Here is a 20,512-nt window from a genome sequence, read left to right on the forward strand (position 1 = left end):
TGACCGCTTCGTTGTCAGATAAAAGAATCTAGATTTTTGGGTCTCAGTTCTTGTATCTTTTTTCTCTGCTCTATTTTCTTTTCTAGTTATTATTCTTTGCTAATCGTAAGATGTCTCCAAATACGCCTCTAGCAGTTACTTTAGACCCTGCTCCTGCTCCTTGGATTACAATAGGTTGTTCTCCGTAAGATTCTGTATAAATTTCAAAAATAGCATCGGAACCTTTTAAACTTCCTAAAGGAGAACTCTCTGGTACAGAGACTAGCTTTACATCCAACTCTCCTTTTATTTGCTGTAAATCTCCATGTAAATCTCCAATATATCGAAGCACGTGTTTCTCTTTTTGAGCTTCTTTCTGCTGTTGAAACGTTGGATTTAATTGATCTAGGTTAGATAAAAATTCTTCTGAAGATACTTCTCTAAACGCTTCTGGTATTAAGTTCTCTATCTGAATATCTTCAAATTCATTTTCTAAATCTAGCTCACGAGCTAAAATCAATAGTTTTCTAGCTACATCATTTCCACACAAATCCTCACGAGGGTCTGGTTCTGTAAATCCGCTGTCAATTGCTTCTTGTAATACGTTTGAAAACGGCACTTCTTCCGCAGAAAATTTATTGAACAAGTAACTTAACGAACCTGAAAACACCCCTCTAATTCTCGTGATATTTTCGCCTGAATCGTGTAATAGTTTAATCGTATCTATCAACGGTAACCCTGCACCTACATTGGTTTCGTACAAGTAACTTTTATTGTTTTCCTCTAAGGTTTTACGTAGTTTTTTATAAAAATCGAACGAAACTGTATTGGCTATTTTGTTAGATGAAACCAAATCGAACCCTGCATTGACTAACGGAATGTAATTTTCTATAAAGTCTACGCTTGCTGTATTGTCTACCGCAATTAGGTTTTCTAAATGATGTTCTTTAGCATAATCGATTACTGTATCAACTGTATGCTGGTTATCTGCTGCATTCTCAAGTTCATCCGACCAATTAGTTGCTACTCCATTTTTGGTTAACAACACTTTCTTAGAGTTAGCAATGGCAAAAATATTTAATTGAATTTTACGCCTTTCTAAGATTGATTTCGAACTTTCTAGTATCTGTTCTATCAGTGTTCCTCCTACTAAACCTTTTCCAAAAACAGCAATGTTTATCTTTTTAGCAACTCCAAATACTTGACCATGAATTACATTTAACGCCTTATGTAATTGTTCCTTTTTTACCACCAAACTCACATTTTTACCTGTAATTGTATTGTTGAATAATAAAGGAACTATTTGATTCTTAATTAAAGCATTGTATGGATGGTGGAATTCACTTAAATCTTGTCCTATAATTGAGATTACCGCTACTTCTTCTTGAATGGAAATTTGATTGACATCTTTTGCTTGTAAATCATTTTCAAACTCTTGTTCCAAAGCTTTTACCGCTGCTACTGCATTACTTTTATCTACCACTAAACCAATCCCTCGTTCTGAAGAACCTTGTGAAATAATGCTCACGCTAATTCCTTGATTACTCAGCGCTTTAAAAATACGTGCATCCACTCCTACTTTTCCTAACAAGCCTCTTCCTTCAAAGTTTATTAAAGCAACTCTATCTAATACTGATAAGGATTTGATTCCTTTTGAAGTTGATTTTGCCGTAATCAACGTTCCTTTATCGTTTGGGTTAAACGTATTTAATATGCGAAGGTTAATATTCTTCTCTAATAAGGGAATAATGGTTTTTGCATGCAAAATAGTGGCCCCGAAATTGGCTAATTCATTCGCTTCAGAGAAAGATAACTCTTCTATCTTTTTAGCATCTGCTACCAAATCAGGGTTTGCGGTAAAAATACCATCAACATGTGTGTAGTTTTGTAACTCTTCCGCATCTAAATAATTGGCTAATAATGATGCTGTGTAATTACTTCCGTTTCTTCCTAAGGTTGTAGTTTCATTTTTTAAATTTGATGCTATAAACCCTGCTACAATGTTTACTGTTGTTCCGTTATGTTGCTTGAAATGATTTTTTACATTTTCTTTCGAAACTTCAATTATTGATTGTCCATTCCCTAAGCTTTCATCTGTTTTTAACAAGTTTCTAGCATCGGTAGCATTGGCATTGATACCTTTTTGCTGTAACAAATCGGTTACGGTTTTTATAGACAATAACTCGCCTTGTGCCAACACTTCGTCTTTTATTTTTTGACTATAGTCTCCTAACAAACTAACTCCTTCAAATAGTTTTTCTAACCTATTGAATTCAGTAGAAAAATCTACTAAAGGTGTTAATTTTGTTTGTTCATATTTAAAAGCTTCTAGTTGCTCTTTAAAAGCTTCACTTTTAGCTGCTCTTTCTAATAATTCTTCCAACTCATCTGTAGCATTTCCTCTTGCTGAGACTACTACAGCTATATTTTCTCCTTCATTTATTTTTTGTTCTATGATTGATACTACATTTGGTATGCCTTCATTCGACAATGATTTTCCGCCAAACTTTAAAATTTTCATTCTTTTATTGGTTGATTTTTGATTGAATATTGGTTCAATAATTTTTTCTAATTGTTTGTATTCTATTAAGAAAGCATCATGCCCATGATCTGAATTAATTTCATTGTAGGTTACATTTGCATGGGCAGATGCCAGTTGTTTGTGTGTTTCCCTGTTTTCTTCCGCAGTAAAAAACAAGTCAGAATCAACTCCAACGATATGAATATCTGCTTCAATGGTTTCTAACACATCTAATCCTTCTCTTCCTTTTGTTACATCGATGGTTTTTAATAACTGATTCATCAATTTATACGACGCTAACTGATAGCGCTCTTGTAATTTTTTTCCGTGATGTAACAACCAGCTTTCTACATTAAAAATCTGTAATTCTTCATTTTTTGAGCGTTGAAAACGTTTTTTAAATGACTCAGGTGTTCTATAACACAACATAGCATGCATACGCGCATCGTGTACTGGATTACTAGAATTGGTTAAAAACTGTTCTTGTATTTGACAGTTGGCTATTAACCAATCGGTCGATTTCCAGTCAGTTGCAATCGGAATTAAATGTGTTGTTATATTCGGGCTCAATACCGCCATTTCCCATGCGATTCCTCCTCCTAAAGATCCTCCTATCAACGCAAATAACTGTGTTATGCTGAGTTGTTCTAGCCCTTGTAGAAAAATGTTTGCAATATCACGTGCTACAAAACTTTTGTAATCATCTATTAAGAAATTATCATAGCCATTTCCTGGAATGTTAAAGCATAAAATAGTATATTCATTGGTATCAATAACCTTGTTTTCTCCTACTACATCTTGCCACCAGCCATCATTTCCTGAAACATTACTATTTCCTGTTAACGCATGATTAATTAGCACCACAGGAGCGGTACCCAATGCTTTTCCGAAGGTTTGATAACTCAATGGAATAGTATCGAATTGTGTACCGCTTATTGTGGTATAACTAAGAATATTGATGTGTTGTAAATCACTTTTCATTACCGACTTATTTTTGAGGTATTTTCTAAATGTTATTGGTTTATGCCAATACTTCTTTAGATATTTTGGCAAATGCTTCTTGTAAATCGGTTTTTAAATCTTCTATATTTTCCAAACCAACCGACAAACGGATTAAATCTTTCGTTACTCCCGTGCTTTCTTGTGCTTCATCACTCAATTGTTGATGTGTTGTACTTGCTGGATGTATGATTAAAGATTTGGTATCTCCAATATTTGCTAGTAATGAAAAGAGTTTGGTATTGTCTGCAATGGTTTTAGCGGCTTCATAACCTCCTTTTACACCAAAAGTTACCAATCCGCTTTGCCCTTTTGGTAAGTATTTATCGGCTAAAGTTTTGTATTTATTACCTTCTAATCCTGGATAGTTTACCCAAGCAACTTCTTCTTGTTCTTGCAACCATTTAGCAATAGACAAGGCATTTTCACTGTGTTTTTGAATTCTTACTTCTAAGGTTTCTAATCCTTGAATGATATTAAAAGCATTGGTAGGACTCAAGGCACCTCCAAAGTCACGTAAGCCCTCTAAAATTAACTTAAATGTGTATGATGCATCTCCTAAGGCTTCGTGATATACTAATCCGTGATATCCTGCTGAAGGTTCTGTAAACTCTGGGAACTTACCATTTGCCCAGTTAAAAGTTCCAGCATCAATAATAGCTCCTCCTAACGAGTTTCCTTGTCCTCCAATATATTTTGTTAACGAGTGAATTACAATATTTGCTCCGTGTTCTATTGGGTTTAATAAAGCAGGAGTTGCCACTGTATTATCCACAATAAAAGGAACTTCAGCCTTTTTTGCATGTGCTGATATCGCTTGTAAGTCTAAAACATCTAACTTCGGATTCCCTAAAGACTCTACAAAGAAAGCTCTTGTATTTTCTTGTACAGCTTCTGCAAAACTATCTGGGTTAGATGCATCTACAAACGTAGTTGTAATGCCTAATCTCGGTAAGGTAACATTCAGCAAATTGTAAGTTCCTCCATACAAACTACTCGAAGCTACAATATGATCTCCTGCTTTTAACAAGGTTAGTAAACCTGTTGAAATTGCTGCCGTACCTGAAGCAAAAACTACAGCCCCAATACCGCCTTCTAAAGCTGCTAAACGATCTTGTAAAATTTGATTGGTTGGATTGTTTAATCGGGTGTAAATAAATCCTAATTCTTTTAATGAAAACAGGTTTGCTGCATGTTCTGAATCATTAAAAACATACGAAGTAGTTTGATAAATAGGAACTGCTCTTGTTCCTCCATTTTGTGTTACATCATGTCCTGCGTGCAACGCATTTGTTGCGAATTTTTGTGTACTCATTTTTCTTGTTTTTTGAGTTAATAAAAAATTAAACCAAAAGCCAAAACACATCTACTTTTAGATGTTGCTTACTAGAAAAATGTTATTAAGAAATTATAAGAAGATTCTTGTAGAAATAAAGAAACTTCTTTGGGTTATCTATCCACGAGTTTTTACGCTCTGGTAGAATTTAGCACCTTCTTTGTTTGCACAAAGGGTTGCTAAGGTTTCATAGGGTCTAATCCCTCCACCTTTCTTGATAACATCGTCAATAAGTGTTTGAACTTTTACGAGCACAAATATTCAATTATAAAAATGGATTTTCCAAATTTATTTTGATTTTTATTTAAAAAAATGTTTTGAATTATTTTCAAAACAAAATATTAAAACACTAATAACCAGCATTTTAAATAGTTTTATTTAAACTAAAATATAGCACTTGTTTTTATCTTAAGAACTACAAGATAACATAGAACATCCTGCTTTATTTCGAGCCCATTCAGGTCGTTTTGCAAACCATTTTTCATATTTTGGCTGCTCATCGTAAGGATTTTTGAGCAGTAAATATAACTCATTTAACAATACAAAATCATTTTTATTTGCATCATCAATGGCTAATTGCGCCATATAATTTCTGAGTACATATTTAGGGTTTACAGCATTCATTTTTGTTTTTCTTTCTTCATCTGAAACAGTTTCATTTTGTAATCTATCTATATAATTTTGAAACCAGTTTTTCCACGATTTTTTTATTTCGCCTACAACTTCTGAAGACATATAAAATGCTTTTTCTGTTTTTTTGAGTGCCTCCTCTATGGTATCATCTTTTGAAATGCTTGACAACAATCGGAAAAAAATAGTCATGTCTGTTTCTGTTTTTTGAAGTACTTCTTCAAGATTTGAAACTAATATTCCATCTAATTCTTTTGAAGAAAAAAGTCCTAATTTTTCTCGCATCATTTGCATATACTTTTCAGGAAATTTTTCTTGATAGTTTTCTAGAACAGCCTCTAAAGGTTCAGCTTCTTCAATTAAAGGATATAGAGCATTTGCCAACTGATATAAATTCCATAAAACCACCTCTGGTTGCGCACCATATCGATAACGTTTATGGGTATTATCAGTTGTATTTGGCGTCCATCCGTGATCGTAACCTTCTAACCATCCGTAAGGTCCATAATCTATTGTTAAACCTAAAATAGACATGTTATCAGTATTCATTACTCCATGAACAAAACCAACACGTTGCCAATGAATTACCATTTCTAAACTACGCTCTGCCACCTCTTTAAAAAAGGAAACATATGTTTCTTTTGAAAGTTTACCTAAATGAGAATAATGATGTTTAATGGTATAATCAACTAGTGTTTTTAATGTTTTTACATCTCCTCTGGCAGGAAATATTTGGTAACTACCAAAACGTAAAAAAGACTCGGCTGTTCTACAGACAATTGCTCCTTTTTCATACGCAGCGTTTCCGTCATATAGTACATCTCTTAGAACTTGATCTCCTGATAGTGCCAATGATAATGCTCTTGTTGTAGGTACTCCTAAATGATACATAGCTTCGCTACACAAATACTCACGAATAGAGGAACGTAACACTGCTAATCCATCTGCATTTCTCGAATATGGTGTCTCTCCTGCTCCTTTTAACTGTAATGCCCATTTTTTGTTATCATGAACTGCTTCAAACAAATTAATCGCTCTACCGTCTCCTAATTGTCCTGCCCAATGCCCAAATTGATGTCCGCCGTAGCACATGGCATACGGTTGTGTATTTTTATATACATCATTCCCTGTAAAAATGTTCTTGAATTCATCTGAAGCTATTCCTGTTTCTGAAAGCCCTAATTCTTTAGCCATGTCATCTGAAACATGAATTATTTTTGGATTGGACGTTTTTTTAGGTGTTACATACGAAAAACAAGCTTTTGTAACCTGTCTTCGAGTATTTTCTTGAATTGGGTCAGCAGGTAATTCTTGAGTAAAGGTATTTTGTATATTGAATTTCAACACGTTCTATTGTTCTTTTAGTTTGCTTGCGTACAGTTTTTTCAATTTTGCCAGTTTAGGCGAAATAACAACTACACAATACATTTGATCTTTATTCTTTTCATAAAAATCTTGATGACTCTCATCTGCTTTATGAAATATGGATGCTTGGCTTATTTCTGTTACAATTTCATCTTCATAATAAGGTGCCAGCTTTTCTACTACTTTTTTAGCAATTTGTTGTTGTTCTTGTGTATGATAAAAAATTACAGAACGGTATTGAGTTCCTACATCAGCTCCTTGCCTGTTTAACGTTGTTGGATCGTGACTTGTCATGAACATTACCAATAACTCTTCATAACTTATAATATCTGGGTTAAACGTTGCTTGTACTACTTCTGCATGTCCTGTTAAACCTGAACAAACTTCTCTATAGGTTGGTGTTCCTGGTACAGTACCGCCCATGTAACCAGATACTACTTCTTCTACTCCTTTTATTTGATTTAAAACAGCTTCTACACACCAAAAGCAACCGCCACCAACGGTTATTACTTCTAACTTATTATTTGTCATTTCTCTCCTTTCTTTATTCTGTATCTAAAATCATTGAAGCCGAGTTAATGCAATAACGTAATCCGCTAGGTTCTGGTCCGTCAGGAAAAACATGTCCCAAATGCGCATCACATGTATTACACATAACTTCTACTCGTACCATTCCAAAAGTAGTGTCTTTTTCATACTTAATAGCATTTTCTTTTATAGGCTGCGTAAAACTAGGCCAACCAGTACCTGAACTAAATTTAATCGTTGAATCGAACAAAGGTGTACCACAACATACACACTTATATTTTCCCTCATCATACACACTACACAATGCTCCTGAATTTGGTCTTTCTGTTCCCTTTTGCCTAGTAACTCTAAACTGTTCTGGGGTTAAAAGTTCTTGCCATTCTGCTGCTGTTTTTTCCACTCTTTTATCAGGTGTTGGATTACCATTAACTGCAAAATTAATTACATCTTTCCAAGTTAAAATTTTGTCGTTCATCCTGCTCTTTCGTTTTATTTAACTTATTAGTAGTTTCTTTTCTTTGTTACTTACAAAGCTACGATTCATTATTAACTATACTCCTTTTAATTTTTATTATCTATAAAAGATATTTTCATCTTTTTTAGTTCTACCTGATTTTTATCATGTTTTATCCTAGCATTTATCTAGAAATTTGGGCTAATGTTAATTAAAAAATTATGAAAACATCAAAAATTATAATAGCATTGCTCTTTTTTGCTACCACTACAACATTTGCTCAATTAACAATTGATGCAGAACTACGTCCGCGTGCTGAATATAGGCATGGATTTAAAACTTTATTTCCTGATAATGCCAATCCTGCTCTTTTTGTTTCTCAAAGAACTCGATTGAACACTACCTATAAAACTGAAAAATTAAATTTTTATGTTAGTTTTCAAGATGTTAGAGTTTGGGGAGATGTTCCTCAATTAAATACTGCTGATAATAGTGGTTTGAGTGTACACCAAGCTTGGGGGGAAATACTTTTAGACCCAAACTTTTCTGTAAAACTAGGACGACAAGAGGTTATTTATGACGATAGTAGAATTTTTGGTAATGTTGGTTGGGCACAACAAGCTCGTAGCCATGATATGGCAATGCTGAAGTATAAAAAAGATAGTTTTAAGTTTGATGTTGGTCTGGCATTTAATCAATCAAAAGAAAACCTAACAGGAACAAATTTAACTACACCAAATACGTATAAAGCTATGCAATATGCGTGGTTACATAAAGATTGGAGTGACTTTTCTGGTAGTTTCTTGTTCTTAAACAACGGTATGCAATCTCCTAACGGACTTAAGTATAGTCAAACTATAGGAACACATTTAACTGCAAAGAAAAATAAGTTTACTATTGCTGCTAACTTATATTATCAATTTGGTAATGATGTTTTAGATAGAGATTTAAATGCTTATTTACTTGGTTTAGAGGCTATGTTTAAAGCTTCAAAAAAAGCAAAGATTGGTTTAGGAGTTGAATTACAAAGTGGTAATGATTACAATACTCCTGCTGAAGAAAACAATGCTTTTACTCCTTTTTATGGAACTAATCATAAGTTTAATGGTTTTATGGATTATTTCTACGTAGGAAATCATATAAACAGTGTTGGTTTATTAGACCTCTATGCAAAAGCTAATTTTAAATTAAACTCGAAATCTGGTTTAACAGCTTTTGTTCATAATTTTTCTGCTGCTGCAGATATCAATAACTCAGTTTCTAACCAACTAGGTACTGAAGTAGATATTGTATACGGATATAAGTTTACGAAAGATATTGGTTTTAAAGCTGGGTATTCTCACTTATTTCCTTCTGAAGGAATGGAGGTCTTAAAAGGAAATTCAGATGGTAACACAAATAATTGGGCTTGGGTTATGGTAACTATTAAACCAACTCTATTCACATCTAAAAACTAGAAATTATGGTAGTATCAAGTAACAAAACAGTAGCTGACTATGTGACTGAAAATATAAAAACAGCACATATTTTTAAGAAATACGGAATTGATTTTTGCTGTGGTGGAGGTATATCTGTTGAAAAAGCTTGCGCAAAAAACAATGTAGATCAAGCAACTCTTGAAAAAGAACTAGCAGAGGTTGATGTAATAAAAGATGTTATTGAAGACTATGATAAATGGGAGTTAGATTTTTTAATGATTTACATTGAAAATGTACATCATACCTACGTAAGAGAAAGCCTACCTATCATTTCTCAATATGTTAACAAAGTAGCTAAAGTTCATGGGCACCATTATATTGAAGTAATTGAAATAAATCAGTTATTTCATGAGGTTGCTAATGAGTTACTATCACACATGCAAAAAGAAGAACAGGTATTATTTCCTTTTATAAAACAATTAGTACAAGCTGAAAAAGAAGGAAGAAAAAACACAACGCCTCCATTTGGGACTGTAAACAATCCAATACAAATGATGGAACATGAACATGAAAGTGCTGGAAATATTTTTAAAGAAATATCTAGGCTGTCTAATAATTATACTCCTCCAGAAGGAGCCTGTAATACTTTTAGAGCTTTATATGCTAAGCTAGAAGAGTTTGAACAAGATTTACATAAACATATACATCTCGAAAATAATATTTTGCATCCGAAGGCAATTCTTTTAGAAAAGAAAATATCTTAATAAAAAAGGAGCAGTTTATTTACTGCTCCTTTCTTATTTATAACTTGGTAAACCTATTAAAAGCTTCTCTTTCTAATTCTTCTCTAAAATTAGGGTGAGCTATAGAAATTAATGCTTTTGCTCGTTCTTTTAAACTCTTTCCAAACAAATTAACTACTCCGTATTCTGTTGCTACATAATGTACATGGGCTCTTGTAGTTGTAACCCCTGCTCCTTCTTTTAAAAATGGTGTAATTTTAGAAACTCCTTTTGCTGTTATTGAAGGCATTGCTATAATTGCTTTTCCTCCTTTTGATAAGGATGCTCCTCTAATAAAATCCATTTGTCCTCCAACTCCAGAATATTGATATTTTCCAATTGTATCTGCACAAACTTGTCCTGTTAAATCTATTTCAATAGCACTATTAATTGCGGTAACTTTTGGATTTAATTTTATAATAGAGGTATCGTTTGTATATCCAGCTTCTTTAAAGTGTACCAAAGGATTGTCATCTATAAAATCATATAGTTTTTGAGAGCCTACAGCAAAACAAGTAACTATTTTTCCTGTTTTAATTTCTTTTTCTTCCCCAGTAATTACACCTTTCTCTATTAATGGTAATACACCGTCAGAAAACATCTCTGTATGAATACCTAAACGTTGATGATTTGTTAAGTTATGTAATACTGCATTAGGAATGTTCCCTATTCCCATTTGTAGTGTTGCTCCATCTTCAATTAATTCTGCTACATTTTCTCCTATTCTTGTTTCTATTTCTGAAGGTGTTCCTGTTATAGAAGTATGAATTGGTGAGTCAACTTTTACTGCATAATCAATATTGCTTATATGGATAATACCATCTCCATGTGTTCTGGGAACATTCGGGTTTACCTGAGCTATAACCGTTTTAGCTGTTTGTATAGCTGGTAATGTAATATCTACTGAAGTTCCTAAAGAACAATACCCGTGTTTGTCAGGTGTAGAAACTTGGATAAATGCTACATCTAATGGATAAATATTTCGACGGAATAACCAATGTATTTCACTTAAAAAAATAGGAATGTAGTCTCCGTTATTCATATTCACTCCTTTCCTAACGTTATCACCTACAAAGCAACTTATCAATTTAAATGATTTACTATAAGGTTCTTCTAAATACTTAGCTTTACCATGGGTATGAATTTGGATTATTTCTACATTGGTTACCTCTTGATAACGTTCGCACAAAGTATCTATTAATAAATTAGGAGTCATTGCTGCTCCTTGGAAAAATATTTTATTATTTGATTTTACAATAGCTACTGCTTCTTCAGCTGTAACAATCTTTAAATTATCTGGCATTTTATTCAGTTTTTATAACTACAAATGTCACAAGAAAGTACTGTTTAATTAATGATAAAAGTCATGGGATTAGACTAATTTACGAACCTCTTTGATGGTATTGTCAATGTTAAAAAAGCCTCCTTTATTTTCTTTTCTTTCTATAGATTGATTAATAATTAAATGCGCTACATTAATCATATTTCTTAACTCACAAAGAGCAGTTGTAACTTTTGCTGTTTTATATAAGTTTTCAACTTTATTATAAATTATTTCAAGCTTTGTTTTAGCTATTGTTAATCGTGTATTACTTCTAACAATTCCTACATAATCTCTCATTAAAGTTTGTAATTCTTTTAAATAAAGATTAATTACTAATTCTTCTTCATTTAAAAGTACACCATCAGCATTCCATTCTGGTATTTCTACATATGAGGAAGTAAAGTTGTTTTTTGATAAATACTTAAAAATATTATGAGCATACACCAGTGCTTCTAACAAAGAATTAGAGGCTAGCCTATTGGCTCCATGTAATCCTGTTCTTGAAGTTTCTCCGCAACAAAATAAATTTTGAATAGTTGTTTTTCCTTCTTTATCAACTACAATTCCCCCACATAAATAGTGAGAAGCAGGTACTACTGGAATCCAATCTTTAGCCACATCAATACCTAAACTTTTACATTTTTGATAAATGGTAGGAAAATGCTTTTGAAAGACTATCATATCTAGATGTGTACAATCTAAAAACACACAAGGGTCTCCTGATTCCTTTAGTTCTTTGTCTATAGATTGGGAAACGATATCTCGCGATGCTAATTCTGCTCTAACATCATAATTTAGCATAAAACGATTCCCTTTTTTATCTCTTAAATAAGCTCCAAACCCTCTAACTGCCTCTGAAATTAAAAAAGATGAACCTCCTTCTTTGTTATACAATACAGTTGGATGAAATTGAACAAACTCCATATCTTTTATAACCGCTTTTGCTCTGTATGCCATTGCTACACCATCTCCAGTAGCAATTATAGGATTTGTAGTATGTCCGTAAACGTTGCCAATTCCTCCAGAAGCTAGTATTGTATTATTCGCTTTTATTGTAAGAACTTTCTCTGTTTTTTCATTTAGCACATAGGCACCATAACACCTTGTTTGCTCCCTTTCTTTTGACTTTAATTGATGCTCTGTAATTAAATCGATAGAAAAATGATGTGGTAAAAGTTTAGTATTTTTTAACTGGTGAATACGTTGTAACAAAGCTCTTTCAATCTCATATCCTGTTATATCTTTATGATGTACCACCCGACACTCTGAATGCCCTCCCTCTTTACCTAAATCAAAACTACCTTCTGTGTTTATATCAAAATTAGCTCCCCAAGTAATGAGTTCTTTAAACCGTTTTGGTCCTTCATTAACTACCATTTCAACAATGGCTCTATTACACAAACCATCACCCGCTATTAATGTATCTTGAATATGTTTTTGAAAAGAATCGTTCTCCTTATCCAAAACAACTGCTACTCCTCCTTGAGCGTACTTAGTATTAGACTCATCTTCGCTTCCTTTAGTTATAATAGTTACTGCTTTATTAGGAAACTTTTCTGCTATCTTAACCGCAAAAGTAAGTCCTGCAACCCCTGATCCTATTACTAAATAATCGGTTATTATCATCTATTTTGAAAGTTCTAACATACGTTGAATTGGAACCAATGCTTTTTCTCTAATTCTTTTTGGTACTTCTATTTTTGGATTTTCATGCAATAAGCAATCATATAACTTTTGCATAGTATTTACTTTCATATAAGCACATTCACTACATGCACATGTATTATCTTCTTTAGCTGGAGCAGGAATTAATTCTGTATTTGGAACTTCTTGTTGCATTTTATGTAAAATTCCAGCCTCTGTTGCCACAATAAACTTTTGATTAGAATGCTCTTTAACATAATTAATCATTCCTGCGGTTGAACCAACATACGTAGCTGTTTTTAAAATATGCTCTTCAGATTCAGGATGTGCAATTATTTTATAGTCAGGATATTTTTTATGTAACTCTATCAGTTTATCTATAGAAAAAGCTTCGTGAACTACACAACTACCATCCCACAGGAGCATATCTCTACCAGTTTGTTTTATAATATATTTTCCTAAATTTCTATCAGGAGCAAAAATAATTGGAGTGCTTTTAGGTATAGATTCTACTATTTTGAGTGCATTAGAAGAAGTACAAACAATATCAGTTAACGCTTTAACTTCTGCACTACAGTTTACATAAGTCACTACCTTATGATCTGGGTGTTCTTTTATAAATTTTTCAAACTCCTTAGGCGGGCATGATTCTGCTAAAGAACAGCCTGCTTCTAAATCAGGTAAAACAACAGTTTTTGTAGGGTTTAAAATCTTAGCTGTTTCAGCCATAAAATGTACTCCTGCAAATACAATTAAATCTGCATCTGTTTCCGCTGCTTTTTGTGACAAACCTAAACTATCACCTACGTAGTCAGCCACATCTTGTATTTCAGTTTCTTGGTAATAGTGAGCTAATATAACCGCATTTTTTTCTGACTTTAAACGCGTAATTTTATCTTTTAATGTCATATTTATAAATAATTCTGGTTGCGAAAGTAGTTGGACAGCAAAATTTAAAATATGATATTAGTCATGCTTTCTACTTCTTATTTTTTGCTATTTAAATTAGTCTAATGAGTATTTTTTTAGCTGTTTATCTAAGTACTTCCAACAGTTGACATTAATATTCTCATACATTTCTATAAGTTTAAAACCATGCTCTGTTAATGTAGTTCCACCACCTCCAGAACCTCCTGATATTTTTACTACAACTGGTTTCATCGATTTTTTATTTACTGAGTCAATTAACTTCCATGCTTTTTTATAGGACATTCCCAATTCTCTTGCTGATTTTGATAATGATTTAGTTTCTTTAATAGACTTCAATAACCTAATCCTTCCCTCTCCTAAAAAAGTAGTATCACCTACTTCTATCCATATTCTACTTTTAATTTTATACGTCATAAACTTTACTTCAACTGAATCACAAAATTAAAGACAAACTCATTTTTAGATTATGAGGCTAATCATAAACAATAAATTATTTAAAATAATTATAAATTATATTTTTGTGTTATTATAAAAAAGACAAAAAAGTCTTTAATCACTTCACTTTCAAGCCTATTCGTTATTCCCTCAAAAACATAACGTACTGAATAACTACACATTATGACAAATATCATGTTTTTCCTATCTGTATATTTATTAATTTGTTAAGGACAATAAACAGCTATTTTCTATGCCTATAAAAAGTTATTTAGCCCATCCTCATGATGGTAAAAAAGAAGAGCTTATTAAAGCACTTTCTACTATAAAAGAATGTGATGTTCTTCCTGCAGAAAACAAAGATGTTTTGGTTTTAGTAACAGAAACAGAAACTAAAGCAGAAGAAGATATTTTAAAACAAAAATTAGAAGCTATTAGTAGTTTAAAATTACTTGCAATGGTTTCTGGATTCAATACACCTAAAAACAATTAGCCCTATGTATACTTCAACAACAAATAGAAGAAGTTTTATAAAAAAGATGGCGGTATTATCTGCAATGACAGCTGCTGCTACCATGTTTCCAGGAATTATGTTTGCTGGAGAACAAGAGAAACAATTACCTAAAGGAGGAAATTTAGATTGGAAAAAGGCTCCTTGCCGATTTTGTGGTGTTGGATGCGGGGTAATGGTTGGTGTTGAAAACGGAAAAGCAGTTGCAGTAAAAGGAGACCCAAAATCGCCTGTAAATAAAGGGTTATGTTGTGTTAAAGGATACCATTCGGTAATGGCTATGTACGGCAAAGACCGCTTAACAAAACCTTTAGTTAAGAAAAATGGAAGGTATGTGGAAACTTCAATGAAAGAAGCCTTAGACTTAATTGCCTCTAAAATGAAGGAAACCATTAAAGATTATGGTAAAGATGCTGTTTCTATTTATGGTTCAGGGCAATGGACTATTCCTGATGGATATGTAGCCTCTAAACTTTTTAAAGGGTGTATCGGTACTAATAATGTTGAAGCCAATGCTCGTTTATGTATGGCTAGTGCTGTAACAGGTTTCTTAACTTCTTTTGGAATTGACGAACCTATGGGCTGTTACGAAGATATTGACCATGCTGATGTGTTTATTCTTTGGGGAAATAATATGGCAGAAATGCATCCTGTTTTATTTTCTAGATTACTAGATCAACGATTAAAGAGAGGTGTAAAAATTATCGACTTTGCTACGCGTACCACTCGTACAAGTATGGCGGCTGATAAATCTATTCTGTTTTTACCTCAAACCGATTTAGCAGTTGCCAATGCAATATGCTATGAAATAATAAAAAATGGTTGGGTAAATAAATCTTTTGTTGAAAAACACTGTAACTTCAGTAAAGGATTAACCAATATGGGGTATGGTTTAGAAGACAAGTATAAGTTTAAAGATAAACCAGAAAAAATCAGTTTTGAAGAATACAAAAAGTTTTTAGAAGACTACACACCTGAAAAAGTAGAAAAAATATCAGGAGTATCTGCTAAAGACATTAAATATATGGCTGCATATTATGGTGACCCAAATAAAAAAGTGATGTCGCTTTGGTGTATGGGACCAAACCAACACAGTAGAGGTACTTGGATGAATAACTTAATTTATAACATCCATTTATTAACAGGAAAAATTTCTACTCCTGGTAATAGTCCATTCTCATTAACAGGACAACCATCAGCTTGTGGTACTGTAAGAGAGGTAGGAACCTTAACACATAAGTTACCTCATGGTGTGGTAATGAATAAAGAACACCGTGAATTTGCTGCTAAAATATGGGATGTACCCGTAGAAAACATCGATCCAAAACCAACCTATCATACCGTTGAAATGTTTAGAGCATTAGATAGAGGTGATATTCGTTTCATGTGGATTCAGGTAACAAACCCTATGGTTACCATGCCTAAATTAAATCGTTATAGAGATGGTGCTAAAAAAGAAGGACGCTTCATTGTCGTTTCAGACATCTACCCTACACCAACTACTGATATTGCCGATGTAATTTTACCTTCTGCTATGTGGGTTGAACGTGAAGGTATGTATGGAAACTCTGAACGTAGAACTCAATATTTTGAGCAAATGGTACAACCACCTGGTGAAGCTATGAGTGATACTTGGCAATTAGTAGAAGTAGCAAAACGCTTAGGGTACGAAAAACAGTTTTACTACGATGAAGAAACCCATATTGAAGAAATTTACGCTGAATACCGTAAACATCACGATAATAAAAAGCACAATATGGCTCCATTAGAAGTGCTTAAAGAAAACCCTGGAATGCAATGGCCTTATGTTGACGGTAAGTCTACTCAATGGCGTTTTAATTCTAAATACGATCCGGCATGTAGTAATGGAGAAGATTTTCATTTCTATGGAAAACCAGACGGAAAAGCAGTTATTTGGCAACGTCCTTATGAACCAGCTGCTGAAGAACCAGATGCAGAATATCCATTCTGGTTAAATACAGGTCGTGTGGTTGAACATTGGCATACAGGCTCAATGACCAGACGTATTCCTGTGTTACACAAAGCTATGCCTCATTCGTATGTAGAGTTAAACCCAGATGACGCTAAACGAATGCAAATAAAAAATGGCGATAAGGTAAAATTAACAACACGTAGAGGTGAAATAGTTTTACCAGCATCTGTAAATCAAAGAGGGGTACCTGCACCAATGCAAGTATTTGTTCCATTCTTTGATGAAAACATGTTAATTAACAACATTACATTAGATTCTTTCTGTCCTATTTCTAAAGAGCCAGATTATAAAAAGTGTGCCGTTAAAGTAGAAAAAGCTTAAAATTATGAGAAAACGTTTAGGAATCATATCTCTTTTTATCATTCTATTTATAGCTTTCATTACTATATGGAATTATAGCTACTACCAGGGTCAAGAAGAAGCCTATATCCCAATAGAAAACGACAGGCCTATACCTATTATCCCATCAGAAACTGGTGTTTTTCAACGTTCAGAATTTGCATTAGATTATGCTAACATGCCCGTAGACGAAAATCATCAGAGAAGTATGAAAACGTATTACGATAACAGAGCTTTTCACGGTGCCCCACCTAGCATTCCTCATGAAGTTGCTAGTGAACGTAGTATGGGAGAAAACACTTGCTTAAAGTGCCATGAAAATGGTGGTTATGTCGATAAGTTTGAAGCTTTTGCTCCAGTAACACCACATCCAGAAATGGTAAATTGCCGCCAATGTCATGTACCTCAAAAAACCCAAACATTGTTTAAAGGAACTAATTTTAAAAGAGGTACTATTCCAACAGTAGGAACTAACAATACTTTGGCAGGAAGCCCTCCTGTAATTCCACATCAATTACAATTACGTGAAAATTGTTTAGCATGTCATGCCGGACCAAGTGCTCCAAAAGAAATTAGAGTTACACATCCAGAGCGAGTAAACTGTCGTCAGTGCCATGTTCCAAATAATAAAGTAACGGAAGATATTGGAACTTTTATCAGAAAATTTGAAAACTAATGAACTACAATCAGCATATAAAACTAATAAGTTACTTCTTTTTTATCTCTCTTTTAATTGTTTCTTGTAAACATAAAGAAGACGAATATCATAGTATAACCGATAAAATAGAAGCAGAAAGTAAAAACTACCATGGTATTTCAATTTCTTCAGAAAAATATCTTGAAGGCATAAAAACTATTGAAGTTACTGAAAATGGTCAAACTTTTTTAATTCCTGAAAGAAAAGGAGAAATAAAATCCTATGCCTGTACCGAATGTCATAACAAACCACTACATCAAATGCAAAGTGATGACAAAAAAAAGGCGCATTGGAATATCAAAATAAATCATGCTGATGAGAATACTATGAATTGTACAACCTGTCATGATGGTGAAAATCCTGATAATTTAAGAAGCTTAACTAATAATTCTATAGACTTTAACATGAGCTATAAATTATGTAGTCAGTGCCACCAAAAACAGTATAAAGATTGGACAGGAGGTGCACATGGTAAACGTATTAAAAGTTGGGCTTCACCAAGAGCGTCAATGACATGTGTTAATTGTCACAACCCACATTCTCCTAGTTTTCATACTAAGTGGCCAGCACGATTTAATACCCAAAAAGTTAAAGAACGAAAATAATCAGGCATGAATAATAAAAATAAAAAGTGGTTTACACTCAATTTAAACAGTAAGTATAAACAAACATCCAGTTCTTGTGGGTGTGGTAAAACTTCTGGTGGGTGTGATTCTCATAAAACTAAGAATGAATTATCCGAGAATGAGTTTTTTGAAGCTGCTGTAAATGCTTCTATCGGTGAAGAAAAATATAAAGATGGATTTGATCAAGTATTCGATGTAAAAATGGATCGTAGATCTGCCTTTAAAAAACTAACAGCAAGCTTACTTATTGGAGCTGGAGCAATGTCTTCTTGTACAAGCGTTACTTCTAGTGACGAATCTAAAGAAAAAGCACAGATTGATTGGGAAGAGCAGTTTAAAGGAAACTATAAACTCATGACCGATGAAGAAAAAGAAGCAACCGTAAACCGTTTAGTCCGTTCGTATCAATTACGTACTGGAAAAACTATAAACATGTCTTCTAAAAATGCTGAAGAAGATGTGCTTTTTGGTTATGCCTTTAACATCTCTAAATGTCAAGGGTATATGGACTGTGTGAGTGCTTGTGTAAAAGAAAATAATCAAGATCGTAATTCACAAATGCAATACATCAGAATTCATGAAATGAAAGACGGTAAAGGTTTTAACTTTAATGAAGCTGATGATAATTATTACCATGAAGTTCCTGCTGAAGGTCACTTTTATATGGGAACTCAATGTTTTCACTGTGATAACCCACCGTGTGTAGAAGTATGTCCTGTACAGGCTACTTGGAGAGAAAAAGACGGATTAGTAGTTGTTGATTACGATTGGTGTGTCGGTTGTCGCTATTGTATGGCTGCATGTCCATACGATGGTCGTAGATTCAACTGGAGCAAACCAGAAGTTCCAGAAGAAGAAATAAACCATAACCAACATTACTTAGGGAACCGAATGCGCAAAAAAGGAGTGATGGAAAAATGTACTTTCTGTGTACAACGCTCCAGAGCAGGTAAAAATCCAGCTTGTGTAGAAGCTTGTCCTACAGGTGCACGTATTTTTGGAAACCTATTGGATCCTAATAGTACCATTCGTTGGGTATTAGAAAATAAAAAAGTATTCAGATTAAAAGAAGATTTAGGTACCGAACCAAAGTTCTGGTATTTCATGGACTAAAATAAAAACAATGAAACAACTTAAAGTTTTTGGGAGCTTAGTTAAAGATAGTTTAGATATCATCACTAGAGGCTCTAAAAAATACCACCTATGGATGGCTTTCTTAACCTTAGTTATATTAATAGGAATGTATTGCTATTCAATTCAATTAGAACATGGATTAAGTGTTACTGGTATGACAGATAGAGTCAGCTGGGGATTATATATATCTAATTTTACCTTTTTAGTAGGGGTAGCCGCAGCCGCTGTTATGTTGGTAATGCCCACATATGTACTAAAAGATATTGATTTTAAACAAGCCGTATTAATAGGAGAAGGACTTGCCGTAGCAGCTCTTATAATGTGTTTAGCTTTTGTGATTGCAGATATGGGAGGACCATCTGTTTTATGGCACATGATACCAGGTATAGGTGTTTTTAACTTCCCTAACTCAATGTTAACTTGGGATGTTATTGTATTAAATGGCTACTTATTCTTAAACATTAGTATACCTTTTTATATATTGTTTAGACACTATCAAGGAAAAGAATCTAAGAAAAGTATTTACGTTCCAGGTGCTCTATTATCTGTCTTTTGGGCTGTAGGAATTCACTTAGTAACCGCTTTTTTATACCAAGGATTACAAGCACGTCCTTTCTGGAACAATGCTTTATTAGGGCCTCGATTTTTAGCATCTGCATTTGCTGCTGGTCCTGCTTTAATCATTTTAGTATTAGCTATTATTAGAACCTTTACAGCTTTTAAAATTGAAGATAAAACCATCAAAAAAATAGCTATGGTGGTTACCGTTGCTGCTCAAATAAACATTATTATGCTAGTCTCTGAGTTGTTTAAAGAGTTCTATGCTCCTACGCATCATAGTGAAAGTGCTTATTATCTATTTTTTGG

General features: G+C 33.4%; 17 protein-coding genes and 1 riboswitch (1 of these 18 only partly in view). Of the genes, 8 read left to right on the forward strand and 9 right to left on the reverse strand.

Features of this window, described 5'->3' with window-relative positions; translation table 11 throughout:
- Nucleotides 1–82 precede the first annotated feature (82 nt).
- From thrA to msrB, 5 genes are all read right to left on the reverse strand, one after another.
- Nucleotides 83–3,481 carry a bifunctional aspartate kinase/homoserine dehydrogenase I gene (gene thrA, locus VCM48_RS03410; protein ID WP_482271622.1) on the reverse strand — a complete coding sequence of 1,133 codons (3,399 nt, stop codon included), beginning with the start codon at nt 3,479–3,481 and terminating at the stop codon, nt 83–85.
- 40 nt (nt 3,482–3,521) lie between these two features.
- Nucleotides 3,522–4,814 carry an O-acetylhomoserine aminocarboxypropyltransferase/cysteine synthase family protein gene (locus VCM48_RS03415; RefSeq protein ID WP_482271623.1) on the reverse strand — a complete coding sequence of 431 codons (1,293 nt, stop codon included), beginning with the start codon at nt 4,812–4,814 and terminating at the stop codon, nt 3,522–3,524.
- A gap of 131 nt (nt 4,815–4,945) precedes the next feature.
- Nucleotides 4,946–5,059: riboswitch (SAM riboswitch) on the reverse strand.
- A gap of 184 nt (nt 5,060–5,243) precedes the next feature.
- On the reverse strand, nt 5,244–6,809 hold the full coding sequence (locus VCM48_RS03420) for a protein adenylyltransferase SelO (protein ID WP_482272206.1): 1,566 nt from the start codon (nt 6,807–6,809) through the stop codon (nt 5,244–5,246).
- Nucleotides 6,810–6,815: 6 nt separating this feature from the next.
- A complete protein-coding gene (gene msrA / locus VCM48_RS03425) occupies nt 6,816–7,361 on the reverse strand; it encodes a peptide-methionine (S)-S-oxide reductase MsrA (protein WP_482271624.1) in 546 nt (181 codons plus the stop codon).
- Nucleotides 7,362–7,374: 13 nt separating this feature from the next.
- Nucleotides 7,375–7,821 carry a peptide-methionine (R)-S-oxide reductase MsrB gene (msrB, locus tag VCM48_RS03430; protein ID WP_274641335.1) on the reverse strand — a complete coding sequence of 149 codons (447 nt, stop codon included), beginning with the start codon at nt 7,819–7,821 and terminating at the stop codon, nt 7,375–7,377.
- 212 nt (nt 7,822–8,033) lie between these two features.
- Between msrB and VCM48_RS03435 the strand changes: the two genes are divergently transcribed.
- Together VCM48_RS03435 and ric are read left to right on the forward strand one after the other, a co-directional pair.
- Nucleotides 8,034–9,269, forward strand: coding sequence for an alginate export family protein (locus VCM48_RS03435; RefSeq protein WP_482271625.1), 1,236 nt, complete (start codon nt 8,034–8,036; stop codon nt 9,267–9,269).
- 5 nt (nt 9,270–9,274) lie between these two features.
- Entirely contained in the window at nt 9,275–9,994 is a 720-nt protein-coding gene (gene ric, locus VCM48_RS03440) for an iron-sulfur cluster repair di-iron protein (protein ID WP_482271626.1), read from the forward strand.
- A 37-nt stretch (nt 9,995–10,031) separates the two neighbouring features.
- Here the strand turns inward: ric and VCM48_RS03445 are convergent, their stop codons facing one another.
- The 4 genes from VCM48_RS03445 to VCM48_RS03460 all read right to left on the reverse strand — a co-directional run bounded on the left by VCM48_RS03445 (nt 10,032) and on the right by VCM48_RS03460 (nt 14,324).
- A complete protein-coding gene (locus VCM48_RS03445) occupies nt 10,032–11,315 on the reverse strand; it encodes an acetyl-CoA hydrolase/transferase family protein (protein ID WP_482271627.1) in 1,284 nt (427 codons plus the stop codon).
- Between the two features lie 69 nt (nt 11,316–11,384).
- Complete coding sequence (gene nadB, locus VCM48_RS03450; protein ID WP_482271628.1) at nt 11,385–12,962, reverse strand: L-aspartate oxidase; 1,578 nt, start codon at nt 12,960–12,962, stop codon at nt 11,385–11,387.
- Nucleotides 12,963–13,940 carry a quinolinate synthase NadA gene (gene nadA, locus VCM48_RS03455; RefSeq protein ID WP_440122835.1) on the reverse strand — a complete coding sequence of 326 codons (978 nt, stop codon included), beginning with the start codon at nt 13,938–13,940 and terminating at the stop codon, nt 12,963–12,965. It abuts the gene before it with no gap.
- 45 nt (nt 13,941–13,985) lie between these two features.
- Entirely contained in the window at nt 13,986–14,324 is a 339-nt protein-coding gene (locus tag VCM48_RS03460; RefSeq protein ID WP_482271629.1) for a winged helix-turn-helix domain-containing protein, read from the reverse strand.
- Between the two features lie 274 nt (nt 14,325–14,598).
- Between VCM48_RS03460 and VCM48_RS03465 the strand changes: the two genes are divergently transcribed.
- The 6 genes in view from VCM48_RS03465 to dsrP are tightly spaced (at most 10 nt apart) and all read left to right on the forward strand, a layout consistent with a single transcriptional unit that may run on beyond the window.
- Entirely contained in the window at nt 14,599–14,838 is a 240-nt protein-coding gene (locus tag VCM48_RS03465) for a hypothetical protein (RefSeq protein WP_482271630.1), read from the forward strand.
- Between the two features lie 4 nt (nt 14,839–14,842).
- Nucleotides 14,843–17,170 carry a molybdopterin-dependent oxidoreductase gene (locus VCM48_RS03470; RefSeq protein WP_482271631.1) on the forward strand — a complete coding sequence of 776 codons (2,328 nt, stop codon included), beginning with the start codon at nt 14,843–14,845 and terminating at the stop codon, nt 17,168–17,170.
- A gap of 4 nt (nt 17,171–17,174) precedes the next feature.
- Nucleotides 17,175–17,864, forward strand: a complete 690-nt coding sequence (locus VCM48_RS03475) for a nitrate reductase cytochrome c-type subunit (RefSeq protein WP_482271632.1) — start codon at nt 17,175–17,177, stop codon at nt 17,862–17,864.
- The gene (locus tag VCM48_RS03480) at nt 17,864–18,490 is read left to right on the forward strand and encodes a cytochrome c3 family protein (RefSeq protein ID WP_482271633.1); all 627 of its coding nucleotides are present in this window, start codon (nt 17,864–17,866) and stop codon (nt 18,488–18,490) included. Before VCM48_RS03475 ends, VCM48_RS03480 begins: the two co-directional genes overlap by 1 nt.
- A 6-nt stretch (nt 18,491–18,496) precedes the next feature.
- Nucleotides 18,497–19,624 carry a 4Fe-4S dicluster domain-containing protein gene (locus tag VCM48_RS03485; protein WP_482271634.1) on the forward strand — a complete coding sequence of 376 codons (1,128 nt, stop codon included), beginning with the start codon at nt 18,497–18,499 and terminating at the stop codon, nt 19,622–19,624.
- 10 nt (nt 19,625–19,634) lie between these two features.
- Nucleotides 19,635–20,512, forward strand: the 5' portion of a protein-coding gene (gene dsrP, locus VCM48_RS03490) for a sulfate reduction electron transfer complex DsrMKJOP subunit DsrP (protein WP_482271635.1). It continues 340 nt past the right edge of the window; 878 of the gene's 1,218 nt are visible here — the first part of the coding sequence; it begins with the start codon at nt 19,635–19,637; its stop codon lies off the right edge, out of view.

It is taken from the genome of Tenacibaculum sp. DPLXC6, assembly GCF_056815515.1.

Bases quoted from the DNA above. Each gene is read 5' to 3' on its own strand.
- VCM48_RS03465 (WP_482271630.1), top strand. From the start codon at position 14,599: ATGCCTATAAAAAGTTATTTAGCCCATCCTCATGATGGTAAAAAAGAA.
- VCM48_RS03480 (WP_482271633.1), top strand. From the start codon at position 17,864: ATGAACTACAATCAGCATATAAAACTAATAAGTTACTTCTTTTTTATC.
- ric (WP_482271626.1), top strand. From the start codon at position 9,275: ATGGTAGTATCAAGTAACAAAACAGTAGCTGACTATGTGACTGAAAAT.
- VCM48_RS03460 (WP_482271629.1), bottom strand. From the start codon at position 14,324: ATGACGTATAAAATTAAAAGTAGAATATGGATAGAAGTAGGTGATACT.
- VCM48_RS03415 (WP_482271623.1), bottom strand. From the start codon at position 4,814: ATGAGTACACAAAAATTCGCAACAAATGCGTTGCACGCAGGACATGAT.
- msrA (WP_482271624.1), bottom strand. From the start codon at position 7,361: ATGACAAATAATAAGTTAGAAGTAATAACCGTTGGTGGCGGTTGCTTT.
- VCM48_RS03470 (WP_482271631.1), top strand. From the start codon at position 14,843: ATGTATACTTCAACAACAAATAGAAGAAGTTTTATAAAAAAGATGGCG.
- VCM48_RS03475 (WP_482271632.1), top strand. From the start codon at position 17,175: ATGAGAAAACGTTTAGGAATCATATCTCTTTTTATCATTCTATTTATA.
- nadB (WP_482271628.1), bottom strand. From the start codon at position 12,962: ATGATAATAACCGATTATTTAGTAATAGGATCAGGGGTTGCAGGACTT.
- VCM48_RS03435 (WP_482271625.1), top strand. From the start codon at position 8,034: ATGAAAACATCAAAAATTATAATAGCATTGCTCTTTTTTGCTACCACT.
- VCM48_RS03445 (WP_482271627.1), bottom strand. From the start codon at position 11,315: ATGCCAGATAATTTAAAGATTGTTACAGCTGAAGAAGCAGTAGCTATT.
- thrA (WP_482271622.1), bottom strand. From the start codon at position 3,481: ATGAAAAGTGATTTACAACACATCAATATTCTTAGTTATACCACAATA.
- VCM48_RS03485 (WP_482271634.1), top strand. From the start codon at position 18,497: ATGAATAATAAAAATAAAAAGTGGTTTACACTCAATTTAAACAGTAAG.